This window comes from Rhodococcus sp. YL-1, assembly GCF_001942025.1.
In the GTDB taxonomy this organism is placed as follows: domain Bacteria; phylum Actinomycetota; class Actinomycetes; order Mycobacteriales; family Mycobacteriaceae; genus Rhodococcus_F; species Rhodococcus_F qingshengii.
This window is the reverse complement of sequence record NZ_CP017299.1, coordinates 2065479-2082673: the sequence shown is the minus strand read 5'-3', so window position 1 is coordinate 2082673 and position 17195 is coordinate 2065479. Positions and strand designations below refer to the sequence as shown.

Sequence of the window (17195 nt, the reverse complement as noted above, 5' to 3'; positions counted from 1 at the left end):
TGCCCCACCAGCATGCCCGCAGAACTGAAACGTGAATCAGTTTTGACGAAATTCGATCTATTCCTTCAGGGAAACACCCTTGGTCTCCATCACTGCGAAGAGCTTGGCGTTCATCTGAGCTGCCAGATCCGGCCGATACGAACCGATGTTGAGCGGATTGGCGAGATTGTTCAGTTCCAAGGGGTCGGCTTGTAAGTCGTACAGTTCGTATTGCGGCGCAGCAACTCCCGCAGGATCGAAGTACATCGTGTACTTCCAGCGACTCTCGCGTATGCACCGAATGTGGTTGGGCTGCGTGACGATGTTCTGACCGTCGGGCGTCGCACAGTTCTGATCGTCGTAGGTGAACAGAATCGTGTCCTGAACCTGCGCGCTGGGACTTTGCGGATACGCCGCAGCGTCGACGATGACCGGTGTCAGATCGGTACCCAGGAAGTTCCACGATTGACGCGCAGGCGCTTGGGCGAGCGTGGCGAGAGTGGGCATCACGTCGATCAACGACGCCAGGGCGTCGGTGCGAACGGGTTCGGGAAACAGCAAGGGGTTGCTGATGACCAGTGGAACGCGCAGTGTTTCCTCGTAGGCGTTGAACACTTTCTGCCGCAAACCTCCGTGGCTCATCCCCATCTCCCCGTGATCGGACATCCGAACGATCACCGTGTCGTCGAGCATCTGTGGAGTGGCTTCGATCGCGTCGAGCACGCTGCCGATGTGTTCGTCGACCACCTTGTGCATATAGGCGTAGAAGTTGATGTAGTTGCGCGCCTGATCGGGTCCGAGCAGCGGCCCGAGCCCGGCTGCCAACAGCAGTTCCGACTGAACCTGGGCTGTCGGTTTGTGATTGAGCGCCAGGATCTCGTCGAAGGTGGGCGGCAAGTCGATACCCTGCTCGAAGGCGCCTGGCGCGTCCGATCCGTAGTTGTCGCACGTGCCGTTCATCGCGTTCCACGTCTGGGGGTACGCGAGGACATCGTGCGGGTTCACGAACGAGACGATCAGCGCCCAAGGCTGTCCGGATGCGACTGCGGGTCCGGAGAGAAACTCGACAGCTTCCTCGGCGACACGGCGATCATGGTCTGCGCACCCGCCACCGAAATGATCCGGATTGGTGTCCTGGCCCGCGTCCGGCGGAATCCACCCCTCGAAGCCGAATCCTGCCACGTCCTCGCTTGTCGGATCACCACCCTCGACGCCTTTGCTCAGATGCCATTTCCCCCGGTACTGGACGTTGTAGCCGGCCGACGCCAGCAGCTTTGCCATGTTCTGTTCGGAGACCTGCAACTGTGGCTCGGTGGGTGAGACAGTGCCACCTTCGGTGAGCGTTCTGGTGACCCCGTGCTGCGCGGGGTAGAGGCCGGTGAAGAACGTACTGCGACTGGGCGAGCACATCGCGGTGTTGCACACTGCCTGGTCGAAACTCAGCCCGTGATCGGCAATCCTCTTGCGGTTGGGCAGATTCTGTTCAGCCCAGCCTTGGGGCCAGTACATCGGCCGGCGTTCCTGATCGGTGATGATGACAACGATGTTGGGTTTCTGCGGAAACCGATCGGCGGGTGCTGCTTGTACCGGCACCGCGCTCACCGCGCCGGCCGCGACGTCTGCCACTCCCACGAGGACAAGGGCACCGACGCCACCGAGGAACGTCCGGCGCGGCAATGAATGACAATGCGGGGCTGGAACGTTCTCTGGGTTCACGGGCGTCGTCCTCTCGGAGGCGTTGTCGCCCCAGAGTTGACCGAATCACTCTTCGCTACACATGCGCGAGCAAACTGCCCGTGCGCTGATCAGTTCGATAACCCGATCCGCACAGCGCAGCGGATCCGGTGTCCGGCCGATACCGAGGGTGTCGACTATCGAAATCGTCCTTCGCACATCAGCCTCCTCGACACCCCACGACCAACCGAAGTCGTGATTCCAGAGCAGAACTGCGTTCTTCCCCGGATGGTGCCTGGCATGAACGGGAAGGACGATCACCGCATCCATGCTCGGCCCCTGCGGCCATCGGACGGTCTCACCGTGAACGGACCGTGCTACCGCGTCGATGTATTCGTGTGCGGACCAGTCGTTGCCGTTGGTATGCATGGAAGTACATTCGGTGCCACACACGTTTCGGATGGGTTCGTGGCATCACCGATCGAGTATTGCGCTTTCAGGAAATGAACGGCAACACAACGGATTCGAATTGGCGATGACCGTCGCGGTGGACACTGTGGCCGGTACGGAAAGAGACCAATTCGCAGCGTGCGACGGTGGCTGCAACAGCGTCGAGGCGAACAGGATCCACCATCCCGCCCAGACCTCCACGCAGGAACAACATGTCAGCCTCGATGAGCGGCAACCGATCCCACCACTGCGGATCCGGTCGGCGGAACTGCTCGAGCGCGGACCGCGTCATCGAGCGATCGAACGTCAACGCGGCTCGCGGATGCCGCACCAAACTTGTTGTGGCGTGCCACAGTTCTGGGACACTCGGCAATTTCCTCGCGAACACCTGTTCCGGGTCACCCGCACGTAGTGGTAACGGCGCTTCCTCGATGACCAACTTCCGCACCGCAGTGGGACGTTTCTGCGCGATCAACGACGCCGCGTGCCCGCCGAGCGAGTGGCCGACCAGGTCCACCTGCTCGAGTTCGAGATGATCACACACGTCCATGACGTCGTCCGCGAACTCCTCGAACAGATACGACGACGCACGAGCGCTCCGGCCGTGGCCGCGAAGGTCGACCGAGACAACTCGCCGGTTGCGTGATCGCAAGGTCCGCGCGAACTTGTCCCAGGTACCGCTGTCGCCGCCCATCCCGTGCACGAGGACTACCGGAGGCAGATCGGCCACACTGGGATGCGAGCCGGAATCGCGGTAGCTGATCTGGACCCCGCCGGCACTTCGTACGTTAGCGACACTCACGAGTTCCCAGGATAGACCCGTCCTCGCGGATTGCTGACGCGGTCAGCCGAGGCTGCAACTCCCCTGGTCGCGTGACCTCGTCGTAGCGACCGAGTCCGATCCTCGCGATGTTTCGCAGCGACTCGCTTGCATCGGCGAAGTAGCCGCAATGCCCTCGAACGGCTCCGGTACCGAAAACAATGGCTCCGTGCTGCGCCCGAACTGGAGACGGGCCGTGGCCTATGCGGCCGATCTTCACGCGTGGGAAATAGCGGATCCAGTCCGACGGACCAAGCGCAGCCCAGAGATTTCCGGCAAAGCACAGGTCTTCGCGCGAACTGGTCCCCATCCCCGGACTACCCAGCACCACGCAATCGTCCACTCGCGCCGACGGGAGAGCGAGTCCGCACACCACGGCCCCGTAGCTGTGTCCGACGAGCGTCACATGCGCCGATCGCGGCAGGATACGAGTCAACCGCGCCAGATCTATCGCACCAAGTTCTGCAAGTGTCCGGGAGAACGACTCGAGAAATCCCCACGGCGTCCGATAACCGACCCACACGATCACCGCGACGCGGTCGTTCGGCCCGAGCGTTCGGAGCATCCTTCCCAGTGTCCATCCGCTCGCGCGTGGTCCTGTCGGACGGTTCTCGTCGAAGTAGTTTCCCAGTCCGTTGTCGTTGCCCGGCACGAAGATCATGATGTGCTCGGCTGTGGCGACATCGCCGAACACCTCCACGATCCGGCCTTCGCCGGTCTCGTCGTACGCCAGAAGTTGTGCGTCGCGTAGCTCCATCGACTCGTAGTGAAGTCGATCGGTTCCGGAAACGTCAGCTCGACCCGCCGTTTTCATGACACTCCTCGCGAAGAGTTGCAACGACGAGAATCATTGCAACAGTGAGTTTTTGAATGTCATCAACGCTAGGCGCCCGATGGCGTCAGTGCGATGGCGCCAGCGCCCCTACTGTTCGTACAGTCGACTCGACCATGTCCGGTACAGCTGGCTGTACCTACGAGCTCATTCGTACACGCCCTCCACCGACCATCCACCGCCTTCACAGATCATCAGCAACGCCCGCGATTCCTCCAACAGCACCTGAGCCCGCGCGGCCGTGCGCGCCGAGGCTGCGTCCCACCATCGCTCGTCCACCGGCCAGGGCCCGGCCCATCCCTGCACTGCCCATTCCTTGCTCCCCCACTTCAGCCTTCCCGGCTGCGAGCTGAAGACACCGCGCTCAGTGACGTACACGGCGTTGCCGGCTACATCCTCCAGCCATACCTTGGGATTGTCGACGAAGATCGACCCCGGAGACGGCTGCGGCAGACGACCAGGCCACGGGGCTGTCGGATCATGAGCAGCTACCCGCTCGTCACCCAAGGGCAACAGGGTAATTCGCTCCGAGGGCCCTCGACCACCGCTCAGGACACCGACCTGAACCGATTCGCCGCCCAGAAGACCTTGCACGCGCACCAATGCTCGCCTGGCCCGCTCCTCCTCGTCGCCGACACCGCCCCACAGCCCCAACTGCAAAGCGCCGGCACTGACCACCTCCACCGGTTCCAGACGCAACACCGCTATGCCTGCGGTCGGCCGGGTCTCACTGCGCCCGGTGAGCCAGCCGTCCAGTTGCCATCGCACTCGATCGGCCGTTCCCTCCGGTGTCAGAGGTTCGGCGCAACGCCAAGTCCGAGAAAGATTTTCACCGTTGCCCGTGCTGGCCGAAATCGACAGGCGGGTACACGCCACTGCGGCAGCCGACAATTTGTCGTGCAGGAGACTCGCCAAGGCGCGCCCGGCAAACGCTGCGGCATCCACCCGCTCGATCGACGGATCGTAATGCTGCTCCACTTCCAGATCCGGCGGAAGCGTCCGCGCCGACGGTGGCCGCTCGGGTTCACCGCGCGCCGCACGATGCGCGAGCACCGCATCGGCCCCGAAACGCGAAGCGACGTCCACTGCCGGTAAATCCGCGAAAGCACCGATGGTTCTGATCCCGAGCCTGCGCAGCAGATCCACCAACTCCCCGCGATGCGGCGCAGACAGACTGGGCTCGGCCGCCAACTCCGGCATGGGTAGCGGCGCCAGAAACCGTGCCCCCTCCCCCGGCGGCACCAGCGCTGCCCGGCGCGCGGCAATGACCGCTGTGGACAGTTGATCCGCCACACCCACCTGACTCTCGACGCCCGCAGCAGATGCCTGATCCACCAATCGTTCCGCCGCGGCTTCCTCCGAACCGAAGTACCGACTGACACCTCGCGCACTGAGCACCAACAAACCAGGACGAAGTACCTCGACGCCCGGTGCCACCGCATCGATGGCCGCGGCCACCGGCTCGAACAATCTGGCGTCGCGTTCCGGATCTGCCATCGCCACATACAGTTCCGGGCAGCGGGCCTGCGACTCGCGTCGGCGCAGGCCTCGTCGCACTCCCTCCGCGCGGGCCGTCGCCGAACATGCGATCACCCGATTACCCGAGGTGACCGCGACAGGATGCGTGGCAGGAAGATCGGCAAGCGCTGCCGCTGCCACCGCCGACCAGTCCGGGCACCACAACGCCAGAACTCTGCTCACAGTGACACCACCCGCGACGACACCACCTGCTCCGACACCACCTGCTCCGACACGGCCTCGACCGGCCGGGAAGGTACCCACTCGACCCGCCCGGCTGCACTACAGATGTCCAGACGCGTGGTCCGGGGCTGGAACGAGCGCCCCCGAGCACGAACCGCGAGGCTCAGGGAACTGAGCCGACCACGCCCCAACTCACGGCCCTGACCGAACCCACCGTAACCATGAACCCGAGCGTCCAACCGAACTTCGGCCCCGTCCCAGTGACCTTCGGTGACAACAAGAGTCGAGCCCTTGCTCCGGGCGCGCGCCACCACCGCTCGCGCACGCGACGGGGATACCGACGCACCCGCCAATCCCAGAATCACCAGATCCATACCGTCAAGCAGCACAGCAGCGATCTCGACCGGATCCGGCCCAGGCGCCGGAATGAGCGCCAGACGTTCCAGTTGCGCACCCATCTCGTACGCCGCCAGCAATCCCAGTCGAGGTTGCCCGATGACTGCCACATGCCCCCCGGACGCCGTCACGGACGCGACCAATCCCAAGAGCAAGGAAGCAGCGCCCTCGACGGACACCACGGTTCCGCGCACCAAACCGCCCTGCGGTAGCAATGCCCCGATACCTTCCGGCACTGGGAGAACACCAGCCTTGTGCGCGCGGTTCACGACCGGTATGTCCCGGTCGGCAACACTCTCGAAGGCTGCTGCACTTGTCCCGGAAACACCAGCCACGGAAACACTCGGTCCCGAAAACGACGTATCGCCGCGAGAGGGAATGGACGCGATCTGTCGGCGGAGCTGTGCCAGCCGATCCTGACGGGACAACCCCGCCGCATCTGCCGACAGCTCCACCAACTCGGTCACCTCGGTCATCCCCATCCTCCGGAACACCGGAAAAACTCACTCGGCAGCAATCCATAACCAGCCGGCAAACCGCGGGGAAGTCGGGTCTGACATGCATCCAACGAACAGCAATTTCGAACATATTTTCGAACTGTTTTCAGTAAACCGTGTCACCCCCGACACGTCAAGCAGAGCAAAAAACCCAGTTCACAGGAGCCTCGAGCGTCACAGTGGCATCAATCCATTAACCTTGAGATGTGACAGCTCAGGAGCAGACCGGGAGGGGCATCGGGCCCGAATACCTGCTGGCGGGGCGGTACCGACTCCGCTCCAAGATCGGCGACGGAGGCATGGGCGCCGTCTGGCTGGCCCGCGACACCCTCCTCAGCCGTGACGTCGCGGTGAAACAGGTCACAAGCACGGAAGGCCTCGACACCGAAACGGCCGAAGAGGTCCGTGAACGTACATTGCGCGAAGGCAGGAACGCCGCAAAGCTCACCCACCCCCACTCCATCGCCATGTACGACGTCGCGATCGAGTCCGGTGAACCGTGGTTGGTCATGGAGTACTTCCCCGCCCGCAGCCTCGCCCAGGCGATGAACCTGGCCGACACGTTGCCACCGCTGGAGGTCGCGCAGATCGGCGCGCAGATCGCTGCGGCACTCACCGAGGCGCACGCCGCCGGCATCGTCCACCGCGACATCAAGCCCGGCAACATCCTGATCGCCGACCGAGGCAAGTCTCTCGGCACCGTCAAGATCAGTGACTTCGGCATCGCCCGCGCAAAGAGCGACGTATCCGACACCCAGGACGAGGTCATCACCGGCACTCCCGCGTACTTTGCACCCGAAGTTGCCCGCGGCGACGATCCCACCGAGGCCAGTGACGTCTTCTCACTCGGGTCGACGCTCTACACGGTGATCGAGGGTCAACCGCCCTTCGGCATCGACTCGGACGCCATCGCTCTACTGCATCGTGTCGCCAAGGCCGAGATCTACCGACCCACCAAGTCCGGACCGCTCACCGACGTTCTCCTTCAGCTCCTCGAGCCGGACCCCACCCGTCGGCCGACGATGGCTCAGGCACGCGACGCGCTCGCTGCAGCCGCGACGGGCGGTGGCACGATCGAGCAGTTGATCGACGCTCCCGTCTACTCGTCCGAAGGCGCCGTGCCGGCGTGGGCTCACCGCACCACACAACTCGCCGACCCACACCGCCGCAATCGCCTGACCGGCTCCACGATCACCGGACTGCCTGCAGTGCAACAGAACACGCCACTGCGGAACGTTCCCAGCCCCATGGACATGTTCTCCTGGCCGCCGCGGATACCGACCGGCCCCGCCGATGCCAGCACCCGCGACAAGGTAGTGGCTTGGGCTCCCCTCGCCATGACAGGCATGGTTGCCGTCATCATCTTGGCCGCACTGATCGTCGTCATCCTGGTGTTCACGGCCTGACCGGACGCTCTACGCGGGCAGAATGTTTGCGTTGAGGTGAAACACGTTGTCCGGGTCGTACTTCGCCTTGACGGCGGACAATCGCGCGTACTTCGCCGCACCGTAGGACGCTCGCACTCGGTCCTCGTCGACATCGGTCATGAAGTTGACGTACCCGCCTTGATTGGACGAGAACGGACGCAAGGCTTCCCAGGTCTCACGCACCCACGATCGATCCAATTCCAGTGTCCCGGCATCGGTGGCCGTAGCCGTCATGTTGCACACGTAATGTGGTGTGCGAGAACCACCGAACGCAGTGTCGTCCTCGCCGACGGAGGTGAAAGCTCCCTGCAGCGGAAAGATCGGCATGAAGGACATCGGCGACGATTTCTTGCCCGCTTGCTCGGTCAGAACATCGATCACGTCGTCGGAGAAATCCACCAGGTCCAAGGCCTTCTCATAGGCGTATGCACCCCATGGTTCCGATTCGTCGAGCATCGACTGTAAACCGATGTACGGGAGCGGGGTGACGAACTCGAACAGCGTCGGCACGCCCTCTCGAATCGGCGCAATCGCGTTCGAGTGTTCCTCTTCCGATCCGAAACCGGCTACCAGCAACGCGTATCCGGGCAGTAGGTGAAACTGATCCGGAACAAACGGTGCCGGAGGCGCGGACAAACCGACGGCAACCATCGCTCCGGCATTTCTCGGCAGGGCAGGCACCACTTCGCGGCACAGACGAAGCGCTGCGGGTCCGTCCTCCATCCCCCAGAAGAACAGTCCCAGATGCACTTCCGGACCGATCTCGCTCAGACGGTACTCGAACTCGGTGACCACTCCGAAGTTTCCGCCGCCGCCGCGCAGCGCCCAGAACAAGTCGCCGTGATCGTTCTCGGAGGCCCGCACGATCGAACCGTCGGCGAGCACCACCTCTGCCGACACCAGATTGTCGATCGCCAGTCCGAGCGTGCGCGTCAACCACCCCATGCCGCCGCCGAGAGTCAGGCCACCGACGCCGGTATCACTGATCACTCCACCGGTCACTGCCAATCCGTGTTCCTGCGTCGCGGCGTCGAGGTCGGCAATCGTCGCACCACCACCGACCCTGGCTCGCTTCGCGGACGGGGCGACACTGACTACGTTGATCGCACTGAGATCGATCATCACACCGCCTTCACACACCGATGTACCTCGGTAGGAATGCCCACCGCCTCTGACCGAAACCTCCAACGAATGGGCTCTGGCAAATGCAAGTGCCACAGACACATCCGACGCCGACCGGCACCTGGCGATCACCGCCGGACGATGATCGATCTGCCCGTTCCAGATCGACCTGGCGTCGTCGTACTCCGGATCTCGGGGGCTGAACACAGAACCCGTGATCGCCGATTTCAGTGGCGCGAACTCGACCGTCGTCATCATGCACCGCCCTCGTCGGGTGTCGCGGTGAGAAGCAGGTACTCCCACTCCATCACGAACGGCTCGCTTCCTCTGCCGTACTTCTTTGCCAACTCGAGCAGATCGCGATCGAGCGCCTGCGTGCGGTCAGGATCGTCGGCGATGTTCCGGTACACCGCGATGGTCGGGCCGTAATTCTTCTTGAAGAAATCGCGGAAATCTTCCGGCCCGCTGAATGTGTCCACACGAAGTACGTCTTTCCTTGCGGCAACATCGCCGAGCAGATCACGAACATGGTTCTCGTCGCCCCACAAAGGCGCCGGCTGCGAACCAGGAGGCGGGGGCGGTGCATACGGCTTCATCGTTTTGAACATCTCGCCGATGAACCCCGTCGGAGTCCAACTCAGCACTCCGATCTTTCCGCCGGGTCGGCATACTCGCAAAAGTTCGTCCGCGGCGCGCTGATGATGCGGGGCAAACATCACACCGACGCAAGAGAGCACTACGTCGAACTCGTTGTCGCCGAACGGAAGAGCCTCGGCATCGGCCTCCTGCCAATCGAGTTCGACACCCGCGAGCGCCGCGGCCTCCCGTCCTGCCACGAACAGTTCGGGAGCCAGGTCGGTGGCGATCACCTGCGCACCCAGCGCAGCCGCCGGAATGGCGGCGTTGCCGGACCCCGCCGCGACGTCGAGCACCCGATCTCCTTTCTGCACGCCGCATTCACGCACCAATACAGGTCCGAGTTCCGCGATGACCTGCGTCGCCACCGCCGGATAGTTACCGAGCCCCCACATTGCCCGGTGCTTGGCCTTCAGCTCCCGGTCCAACCCGAGAGTCCCCGTTGATTCACTCATTACCGTTCTCCTTCAATAATTTTCGTACTCGGAGCCCGACAGCGTTCATGCCGTTACTCCGACGCTACGACGACGGTTCGCTCCTCTCCAGTACGAAATCTGTACCGGAGCACCCCGGAGGCCTACGATCGAGAGATGGGGTCCTCGTACCACCAGTTCTGCCCCGTCGCCAAGGCGATGGAGCTACTCGACGAGCGGTGGACACTGCTTCTCCTCCGCGAACTGATCATGGGAAGCGAACATTTCAACGATCTCCGCCGCGGGCTCCCGCGAATGTCACCGACTCTGCTCTCGACCCGGCTTCACCAACTCGCGGTCGCCGGCATCGTGGAGCGAGAAGAAACCGACTGTGTCGTCAGCTATCGTCTGACCGACGCCGGCCGTGAACTGCGCCCTGTGGTCGAAGCTCTCGGCATCTGGGGTACCAGGTGGATCGGTGAACTGGGCGACGAAGATCTGGATCCGAAACTGCTGCTGTGGGACATGCATCGCCGCGTGGATCATTCCGTGGTGCCTGAAGGCAAGACCGTGGTGCACTTCGCATTCTCCGGAGTACGTGGACATTCGCGGAACTGGTGGCTCGTCATCAATTCCGGGGAAGTGGACATGTGCGATATCGATCCGGGTTTCGACGTTGCAGTGTCGGTCTCTGCGGGCTTGCGACAGATGACCGAGATCTGGCGAGGTAACCTGACCTGGTCGGACGCCATACGGTCCGGTGACGTCACCATCTCTGGGCCTACTGCGTTGCGTCGTAGCTTGCCTTCGTGGTTCGAGCTGTCGACTTTCGCGTCGATCCCGCGCCCCGCGTAGCGCGCGCTCACCAGCCCCGTTCCGTCCTGTTACAGAGCTGTTGCAGACCGTGACACCGTCGACGAACGGTGACCACCTGCCGGTGACACTGACCGAGAAGTCTCTGTTGTATGCCCAGCCACCGCGGAATCATCCGCTTCGTCGCACTCGGTGCAGTCGTGCTCGGTGCGGTCGCGCTCAGCTCCTGCTCGTACACAGAAGAAGCACAGCCGAAGAGCGGTAACTACCTTGCCACTCAGCCTGATTCAGGACCCTCAGGCGGCGAGATCGAGGACGGCATCAGCTTGCAGGACACTCATGTGCCCGCGCTTGCCCGTCTCGATTCCGCACTGCTCGCGGCGCTCCAGTCGGCAGCGGCCGACGCACAGGCATCCGGCGTGGACATGCACGTCACGTCGGGTTGGCGGTCCGCGGCATACCAACAGCGACTGTTCGACGAAGCCGTCGTCAAGTACGGCAGCGTGGACGAAGCGTCCAAGTGGGTGCACTCGCCGAGCCTGTCCAAGCATGTCAGTGGACAGGCCGTCGACATCGGACCGACCGACGCCGACGACTGGCTCATTCAGCACGGCAGCGATTACGGCCTCTGCCAGACCTACGCCAACGAGATGTGGCATTTCGAATTGGCAACCACTCCAGGCGGGGAATGCCCGCCACAACTGAGCAACCCCTCGGACGAGAGAGCGGAAGGCTGATCATGACACGAGTCAAACCAGCGAGACTGATTGCCGCACTGGCACTCTTGATCCTCGGAGTCGTCGAATTCGAATTGGCGGTCAACACCACCGGTGGTCAGATCGTCGACCAACAACTCATGGTGGGCGCGGCCACCTCCGAACGCCTCAGCGTGTTCTCCGCCGAGTTCATCGGCCTCGTCACCCCGATACTGATAGTGGGAGGAGTGCTCGTGGCGCTCATGATCACATTGCGCAACAACCCGATTGCGCTAGCTTTACGCGTCGTCGTCGTGACCCTCGGCCCCATCACGACGGCCTGGGTTCTCAAACAATCGCTGGATCGACCGGACCTGAACGGTCTGGTGATGCACAATTCCTTCCCCAGCGGCACTTTGACGGCCATAGCTGCTCTGGTCTGCGCGATCGTGATCGTCACGCCCTCGAGGTGGCGGGCGGTCGTTGCGGTCAACGGTGCGCTGATCACCATCGGAACCGCGATCTCGGTAGTCGTGCTGCAATGGCACCGCCCGAGCGACGTGATCGGTGCACTACTGCTCGTCGGCTGCTACACCCTCGCTGTGTCGGCATTTCCGTTGAACACCAGCGTCGCCCGGCATGCGGTGCTGGCAGACTCAGGCAACGAGCGACTCTCGCGAGTGTGACCCCTGTACCCTTGGCTGACCGAGATTTCTCCGACCGCAGAAGGCCCCTGATCATGGCGAGTCCAAGGTGAGCTCATGGTGAGCATTCTTTTCATAGAAGACGATCCAGCCGTGGCCGAGGCAATCACGTTGGGACTGAACCGACTCGGGCACGACGTCAGCCATCGCCCCGACGGTAACGGTGATTTCGACGACGCCCTGGGTGCCACGGACCTCGTCCTACTCGACCTCGGGCTGCCGGGTGCCGACGGTTACGAGATCTGCCGACGTATCCGCACCCGAAGTTCGATCCCGATCATCATTCTGACCGCTCGGTCCGACGACATCGACACCGTCGCCGGCCTGGAAGCCGGTGCCGACGACTACGTCGTCAAACCGGCCAGTCCGCGCGTCCTCGACGCTCGTATCAAAGCCGTCGTGCGGCGCTCGGCACCGGCAACGACGCGCCCGGATGCGACGCCGGGTGCAGAGACGTTCGGCGACCTGGAATTGGATCGGTCGTCGCTGCAGGTCCGCAAGGCCGGGATGCTGCTGACCCTCACCCCGACCGAACTCCGACTGATCCTGGCGCTGACCGAGAACCCCGGACAGGTCCTGAGCCGCCGACAGTTGTTGTCCGCAGCCTGGGACCAGGAGTATCTGGGTGATTCCAGAATCGTCGATGCAGCAGTGCAGCGGCTGCGCGGAAAGATCGAGGACGACCCGGCCGCACCGACCGTCATCGAAACGGTGCGCGGGTTCGGGTATCGCTTCAACACCAGCCCAGCCCGATGAGACCGACCTGGCTTCAGGTCGACGGTCTGCGAACCAGGCTCGTGCTCGTGTTCATCGCAATCGTCGTGATCATCGCCGGGGCAACCGCGGGTGTCGTCTCGTTCATGGCACGGTCGTGGATCTATTCCAACGCTCAGGATGTCGCGACCGCACAATTTCGCGACGAACTGCAATACGTCAACGGAACACCGGTAGACGAGTTGACGCCTGCCAACCTCCAACAGATCTTCCAGTCCGACATGACGCTGATCGTCGACGGCGAAGTCATCCGTCAAGGATCCGTGGATGCGGCGACCATTCCGCCCAGCTTCGACGAAGGTTTGGACAGTCCGAAGCTGATCCGTTTCGAGAGGCTCGACTCCCAGCGCATCATGTTGGGAATGTCCGTCAATGTCGTGGACATGAGCGCGGACGACAGCTACGACAACGAGACATTGGTCAAAGCCGTCACCATCCGGCCGCTGGTAGGAGTGCAGGACAAGTTCGACGACCTGCTTCGAGCTGTCGGCCTCACCCTCGCCGCCGGTGTGTTGGTGAGCGGACTACTCGGGCTGTGGATCGCGTCGACGCTTGTCCGTCCGCTCAAACGCCTGGACAAGGCGGCCGCCCGCGCTGCCGACGGCGACCTCAGCGTCCGACTCCCCGAAGACGGAGTAGCCGAACTCGCCCAGGTCACAACAACGTTCAACAACATGGTCGCTCGCAACGAAGCGGTCATCCGAGGTCTGGAAGAATCGGAAGAGCAGTCGAGAAGGTTTGTCGCCGACGTCTCCCACGAGCTCCGGACGCCGCTCGCAGCACTGGTGCCGGTCAGTGAGATCCTCCGTGAAGAGATCCCCAATCTTCCGCCCGACGCCGCCGCTGCCGCGCGCATCGTGAGCAGTGAGATCGGCAAGCTCACTCGACTTGTCGAAGACCTCATCGAAATGTCTCGCCACGACTCTCAGCAAGCGCACCTCGTCCTCGACGACGTCGACCTCGTCGAATTGACCGAGCGCACACTCGAGAGCCGCGGATGGACAGACACCGTCGAACTGCGCGCACCCGAAAGTGTCAGCGCCAGAGTCGATTCGCGTCGGATCGACATTGTCGTCGCCAACCTCGTCGGCAATGCACTGCGCCACGGAGCACCCCCGGTTCGCGTCGAGTTGAGCGTCGAATCCGGTTTCTCCGTCATCACCGTCGTCGACCACGGCCCCGGCATCTCACCCGAAGACCGGCAGGCGATCTTTCGGCGGTTCTACAAGGTCGACACCGCGCGCGGACGCAGCGAGGGCAGCGGACTCGGACTCTCGCTCGCCGTCGAGAACGTGCACCTGCACGGCGGCACCATCGGCGTCGACCAGGTGGATGGTCGCACGGTCTTCACGGTTCGTCTGCCCCGTCGCTGACCCCTTCCCGAGCGAACGTACCTTTCGGCGCACCCAAGGCGATCGTCGTACCGTTCGCTCGAAAAGGGGTGGGCACTTCGCACCCTGAACCGTCCGCGTTCGACCAAATAGTGGGATTCTGGTTTCAACATGTGAAACCACGCGAGTAGCGTCGGCATCGTCGAACAGCGTAGAGATCGGAGGGCACCATGACGCAGGCGTCGCGGCTGGAAAAGACGGCCGTCTCCCCGAAGGCGTGGACGATGCTCGGAATCGGCGTCGCAGCCCAGGCCGCAGGCACCGTCTTCGTCAGCACTCCCGCCTTCTTGATCCCGCTGCTGCATTCCGAGCACGGCCTCTCGTTGACGCAGGCCGGAACTCTGGCCGCTGCAACCACTTTCGGCATGGTTCTCACGCTGGTGGCGTGGGGAGCCATGGCTGACAGATTCGGCGAGAAATGGGTCATCTCCATCGGGCTCGGCCTGACGGCGATCGCCGCGCTGGCCGCGACCACCACCGACAACTACACCCTCCTCGGGATCGCATTTCTGCTGGGCGGAATGGCTGCGGCGAGCACCAATGCTGCCAGTGGACGTGTTGTGGTCGGCTGGTTTCCCAAGGATCGGCGCGGCCTCGCGATGGGAATCCGGCAGATGTCACAGCCCCTGGGCGTGACCATCGCGTCGCTGACCATCCCGACTCTCGCTGCGAACGTAGGAATCGGTTCGGCCGTCGGACTGTCGGTAGCTCTCAACGGCGTTCTCGCCCTGATCTGCGCCGTCGCATTGATCAATCCCCCGCGGCCGGCGGCGCGGCCCACAGACATCCCGGTCGAAACGGTAAATCCTTATCGCTCGAACTGGTTCCTGTGGCGCATTCACGTCGTCTCGGCACTGCTGGTGTTTCCGCAGTTCACCCTCTCGACATTCGGTCTGGTCTGGCTGATCAGCGAGCAAGGATGGGACGCTGCGCCCGCTGGGCTCCTGATCGGGATCTCCCAGTTCGTGGGTGCACTCGGACGCATCGTTGTCGGCATCTGGAGTGATCGCGCCGGAAGCAGAGTAGGCCCGCTGCGGTTGGTTGCCGTCTCCGCGTCTGCGGTCATGTTGGCAATGGCGGCAGCCGGCGCAGCGCCTTGGGGCGTTCCCGCCTTGATCCTGCTGCTGGCAACCACTATCAGCGTCGCCGACAACGGTTTGGCATTCACTTCCGTGGCCGAAGCTGCCGGGCCGAAATGGCAAGGAAAAGCATTGGGCGCACAGAACACCGGGCAGTTCGTTGCCGCGTCAGCGGTGGGCCCGGTGGTCGGTGCGCTGATCGGCGCGGTCGGCTACCCGCTCGCCTTCGCGATAGTCGCGGCATTTCCCGCCGCAGCAATTCCCTTGGTGCCCAGCCGCGATCGCGACATCAGCGTCTAGTCCCTCATCGGATTCGGTTGCACTGCAGGTCCCGTCAGATCACAATGCGGCTTGCATGCAACCGAATCCGCTTCCTGAACAGGCTCTACTGTCGGAGTTCGGATCAGCGTCGCGGCGATCGCTGCACCGACCAACAGCAGTGCCACACAGATGTACATCGCGTACCGGAACCCGTCGGAGAAACTCGTCGGATCGACCAGACTTTCGGCGTCGATACCCACGAGGGCAGGCAAGGCCGCGACGGCAAGAAGTTGGCTCGTGCGAGCAACGGCATTGTTCACACCGGATGCGATTCCGGACTGCTCCACCGGTACCGAACCAAGCACCGCGGCGGTCAACGGCGCGACCATCACCGCCAGGCCGAGCCCGAACACCAGAACTCCCGGCAGCACGACGGTCAGGTACGACGCATCCGGGCCGATCCGCGTCATCAACACCAACCCCACCGCGGCAACGGCGGGCCCGACCGTCATCGGCAATCGCGGTCCATGCGTCTGCGCGTAACTGCCCGCGCGCGAAGACAACAGCAGCAATGCCAAGGTGATCGGTACCGTTGCGACGCCGGCAGCCACCGGCGAGTACCCGGCAACCAATTGCAGTTGCAGCACGAGCAGGAAGAACACACCGCCCAGCGCCGCATAGACCGCAAGGGTCACCAGATTGGCCGCGACGAACATCCGCGAACGGAACAGGGACGGCGGCACAAGGGCACTCGGTGAGCGTCGTTCCACCACGACGAACAGGCAGAGCGCGATCACTCCGATCAGCCCGACTATCGGGTTGACCTCGATCAGCCCGTACGTCAGTGCGCCGAGACCGACTACTGCGCAGGCAGATCCGACCACGTCCAGGTGCTCGGGCGGATGCGGGTCGCGGCTCTCCGGTACATGGCGCACCGCTGCCCACACCACGACGATCGCCAGCGGGATATTGAGCAGGAATACCGATCGCCATCCCGCCACTTCCACCAGCCAACCACCGAAAAGCGGTCCGATGGCGCCGGCAACACCACCTAAACCCGACCACAATCCGATTGCCGCGCCGCGGTCCTCCTCACGAAGTGACGCGGAGATGATGGCAAGGCTGCCAGGTGTCAAGAGCGCAGCTCCCACTCCCTGCAGGATTCGTGCAATCACCAGAAACGTGATGTCAGGTGCAATTCCGCAGAGCAACGACGCGACCGCGAACCAGACCGTCCCCCACACGAATACCCGTCGCCGACCCCAACGATCACCGAGGGCTCCCCCGAGCAGAATCAGCGACGCCAAGGCCAAGGTGTAACCGCTGAGCGTCCACTGCAGTCCGGCGACACCGGAACCCAGTTCTTCACCGATGTGAGGAAGAGCAATGTTGACGACGGTGCCGTCGAGGAGAGCCATGCTCGAGCCGAGAACGGTGGCGGCGACAACCCAACGCCCACGCTTCGACGCGAGCGCCAGTGGTTCCGTCATCGGTCCATGGTGCGCCTTCACACGCAATCGCGAAAGAGCGC

16 protein-coding genes are annotated in these 17195 nt (G+C 63.2%); 7 read left to right on the top strand and 9 right to left on the bottom strand.

Annotated elements, in window-relative coordinates; all coding sequences use genetic code 11:
- Window positions 1–57: 57 nt before the first annotated feature.
- The 6 genes from BH682_RS09730 to BH682_RS09705 all read right to left on the bottom strand — a co-directional run bounded on the left by BH682_RS09730 (window position 58) and on the right by BH682_RS09705 (window position 6328).
- Entirely contained in the window at window positions 58–1695 is a 1638-nt protein-coding gene (locus BH682_RS09730; RefSeq protein ID WP_075832761.1) for a sulfatase-like hydrolase/transferase, read from the bottom strand.
- A 45-nt stretch (window positions 1696–1740) separates the two neighbouring features.
- Complete coding sequence (locus BH682_RS09725) at window positions 1741–2082, bottom strand: DUF6292 family protein (RefSeq protein ID WP_003940902.1); 342 nt, start codon at window positions 2080–2082, stop codon at window positions 1741–1743.
- Window positions 2083–2149: 67 nt separating this feature from the next.
- Window positions 2150–2905: an alpha/beta fold hydrolase gene (locus tag BH682_RS09720; RefSeq protein ID WP_030535116.1), complete on the bottom strand. Its 756-nt coding sequence runs from the start codon at window positions 2903–2905 to the stop codon at window positions 2150–2152.
- The gene (locus BH682_RS09715; RefSeq protein WP_054828055.1) at window positions 2892–3737 is read right to left on the bottom strand and encodes an alpha/beta hydrolase; all 846 of its coding nucleotides are present in this window, start codon (window positions 3735–3737) and stop codon (window positions 2892–2894) included. Before BH682_RS09715 ends, BH682_RS09720 begins: the two co-directional genes overlap by 14 nt.
- Window positions 3738–3902: 165 nt before the next feature.
- Entirely contained in the window at window positions 3903–5456 is a 1554-nt protein-coding gene (locus BH682_RS09710; RefSeq protein ID WP_075835209.1) for a DNA polymerase Y family protein, read from the bottom strand.
- Window positions 5453–6328 (bottom strand): hypothetical protein, encoded by an 876-nt coding sequence (locus BH682_RS09705; RefSeq protein ID WP_064689598.1) that lies wholly within the window; start codon window positions 6326–6328, stop codon window positions 5453–5455. The genes BH682_RS09710 and BH682_RS09705 overlap by 4 nt, the downstream gene beginning before the upstream one ends.
- 227 nt (window positions 6329–6555) lie before the next feature.
- On the opposite strand from BH682_RS09705, the gene BH682_RS09700 reads away from it, so the two are divergent.
- Window positions 6556–7755, top strand: coding sequence for a serine/threonine-protein kinase (locus tag BH682_RS09700; RefSeq protein WP_003940952.1), 1200 nt, complete (start codon window positions 6556–6558; stop codon window positions 7753–7755).
- A 9-nt stretch (window positions 7756–7764) separates the two neighbouring features.
- On the opposite strand, the gene BH682_RS09695 is transcribed toward BH682_RS09700, so the two are convergent.
- The gene (locus BH682_RS09695; RefSeq protein WP_030535121.1) at window positions 7765–9156 is read right to left on the bottom strand and encodes an FAD-binding oxidoreductase; all 1392 of its coding nucleotides are present in this window, start codon (window positions 9154–9156) and stop codon (window positions 7765–7767) included.
- A complete protein-coding gene (locus tag BH682_RS09690) occupies window positions 9153–9989 on the bottom strand; it encodes a class I SAM-dependent methyltransferase (RefSeq protein WP_058039029.1) in 837 nt (278 codons plus the stop codon). Before BH682_RS09690 ends, BH682_RS09695 begins: the two co-directional genes overlap by 4 nt.
- 135 nt (window positions 9990–10124) lie before the next feature.
- On the opposite strand from BH682_RS09690, the gene BH682_RS09685 reads away from it, so the two are divergent.
- The 6 genes from BH682_RS09685 (at window position 10125) to BH682_RS09660 (ending at window position 15703) form a co-directional block, all read left to right on the top strand.
- On the top strand, window positions 10125–10802 hold the full coding sequence (locus BH682_RS09685) for a winged helix-turn-helix transcriptional regulator (protein WP_003940889.1): 678 nt from the start codon (window positions 10125–10127) through the stop codon (window positions 10800–10802).
- A 110-nt stretch (window positions 10803–10912) separates the two neighbouring features.
- Window positions 10913–11497 (top strand): M15 family metallopeptidase, encoded by a 585-nt coding sequence (locus BH682_RS09680; RefSeq protein ID WP_003940687.1) that lies wholly within the window; start codon window positions 10913–10915, stop codon window positions 11495–11497.
- A 2-nt stretch (window positions 11498–11499) separates the two neighbouring features.
- Entirely contained in the window at window positions 11500–12141 is a 642-nt protein-coding gene (locus tag BH682_RS09675) for a phosphatase PAP2 family protein (RefSeq protein ID WP_047270193.1), read from the top strand.
- Between the two features lie 75 nt (window positions 12142–12216).
- A complete protein-coding gene (locus BH682_RS09670; RefSeq protein ID WP_058039028.1) occupies window positions 12217–12915 on the top strand; it encodes a response regulator transcription factor in 699 nt (232 codons plus the stop codon).
- Window positions 12912–14306: a sensor histidine kinase gene (locus BH682_RS09665; protein WP_003940854.1), complete on the top strand. Its 1395-nt coding sequence runs from the start codon at window positions 12912–12914 to the stop codon at window positions 14304–14306. The genes BH682_RS09670 and BH682_RS09665 overlap by 4 nt, the downstream gene beginning before the upstream one ends.
- Before the next feature lie 188 nt (window positions 14307–14494).
- Window positions 14495–15703 carry an MFS transporter gene (locus tag BH682_RS09660; RefSeq protein WP_075832759.1) on the top strand — a complete coding sequence of 403 codons (1209 nt, stop codon included), beginning with the start codon at window positions 14495–14497 and terminating at the stop codon, window positions 15701–15703.
- Here the strand turns inward: BH682_RS09660 and BH682_RS09655 are convergent.
- Complete coding sequence (locus BH682_RS09655) at window positions 15700–17154, bottom strand: MFS transporter (protein ID WP_042449833.1); 1455 nt, start codon at window positions 17152–17154, stop codon at window positions 15700–15702. The two genes, BH682_RS09660 and BH682_RS09655, sit on opposite strands and share 4 nt — an antisense overlap.
- Window positions 17155–17195: the final 41 nt, after the last annotated feature.

Excerpts from the sequence above, each read along its gene's own strand:
- BH682_RS09725 (WP_003940902.1), bottom strand. The coding sequence starts at position 2,082 with ATGCATACCAACGGCAACGACTGGTCCGCACACGAATACATCGACGCG.
- BH682_RS09715 (WP_054828055.1), bottom strand. The coding sequence starts at position 3,737 with ATGAAAACGGCGGGTCGAGCTGACGTTTCCGGAACCGATCGACTTCAC.
- BH682_RS09705 (WP_064689598.1), bottom strand. The coding sequence starts at position 6,328 with ATGACCGAGGTGACCGAGTTGGTGGAGCTGTCGGCAGATGCGGCGGGG.
- BH682_RS09695 (WP_030535121.1), bottom strand. The coding sequence starts at position 9,156 with ATGATGACGACGGTCGAGTTCGCGCCACTGAAATCGGCGATCACGGGT.
- BH682_RS09690 (WP_058039029.1), bottom strand. The coding sequence starts at position 9,989 with ATGAGTGAATCAACGGGGACTCTCGGGTTGGACCGGGAGCTGAAGGCC.
- BH682_RS09685 (WP_003940889.1), top strand. The coding sequence starts at position 10,125 with ATGGGGTCCTCGTACCACCAGTTCTGCCCCGTCGCCAAGGCGATGGAG.
- BH682_RS09680 (WP_003940687.1), top strand. The coding sequence starts at position 10,913 with ATGCCCAGCCACCGCGGAATCATCCGCTTCGTCGCACTCGGTGCAGTC.
- BH682_RS09675 (WP_047270193.1), top strand. The coding sequence starts at position 11,500 with ATGACACGAGTCAAACCAGCGAGACTGATTGCCGCACTGGCACTCTTG.
- BH682_RS09670 (WP_058039028.1), top strand. The coding sequence starts at position 12,217 with ATGGTGAGCATTCTTTTCATAGAAGACGATCCAGCCGTGGCCGAGGCA.
- BH682_RS09665 (WP_003940854.1), top strand. The coding sequence starts at position 12,912 with ATGAGACCGACCTGGCTTCAGGTCGACGGTCTGCGAACCAGGCTCGTG.
- BH682_RS09660 (WP_075832759.1), top strand. The coding sequence starts at position 14,495 with ATGACGCAGGCGTCGCGGCTGGAAAAGACGGCCGTCTCCCCGAAGGCG.
- BH682_RS09655 (WP_042449833.1), bottom strand. The coding sequence starts at position 17,154 with ATGACGGAACCACTGGCGCTCGCGTCGAAGCGTGGGCGTTGGGTTGTC.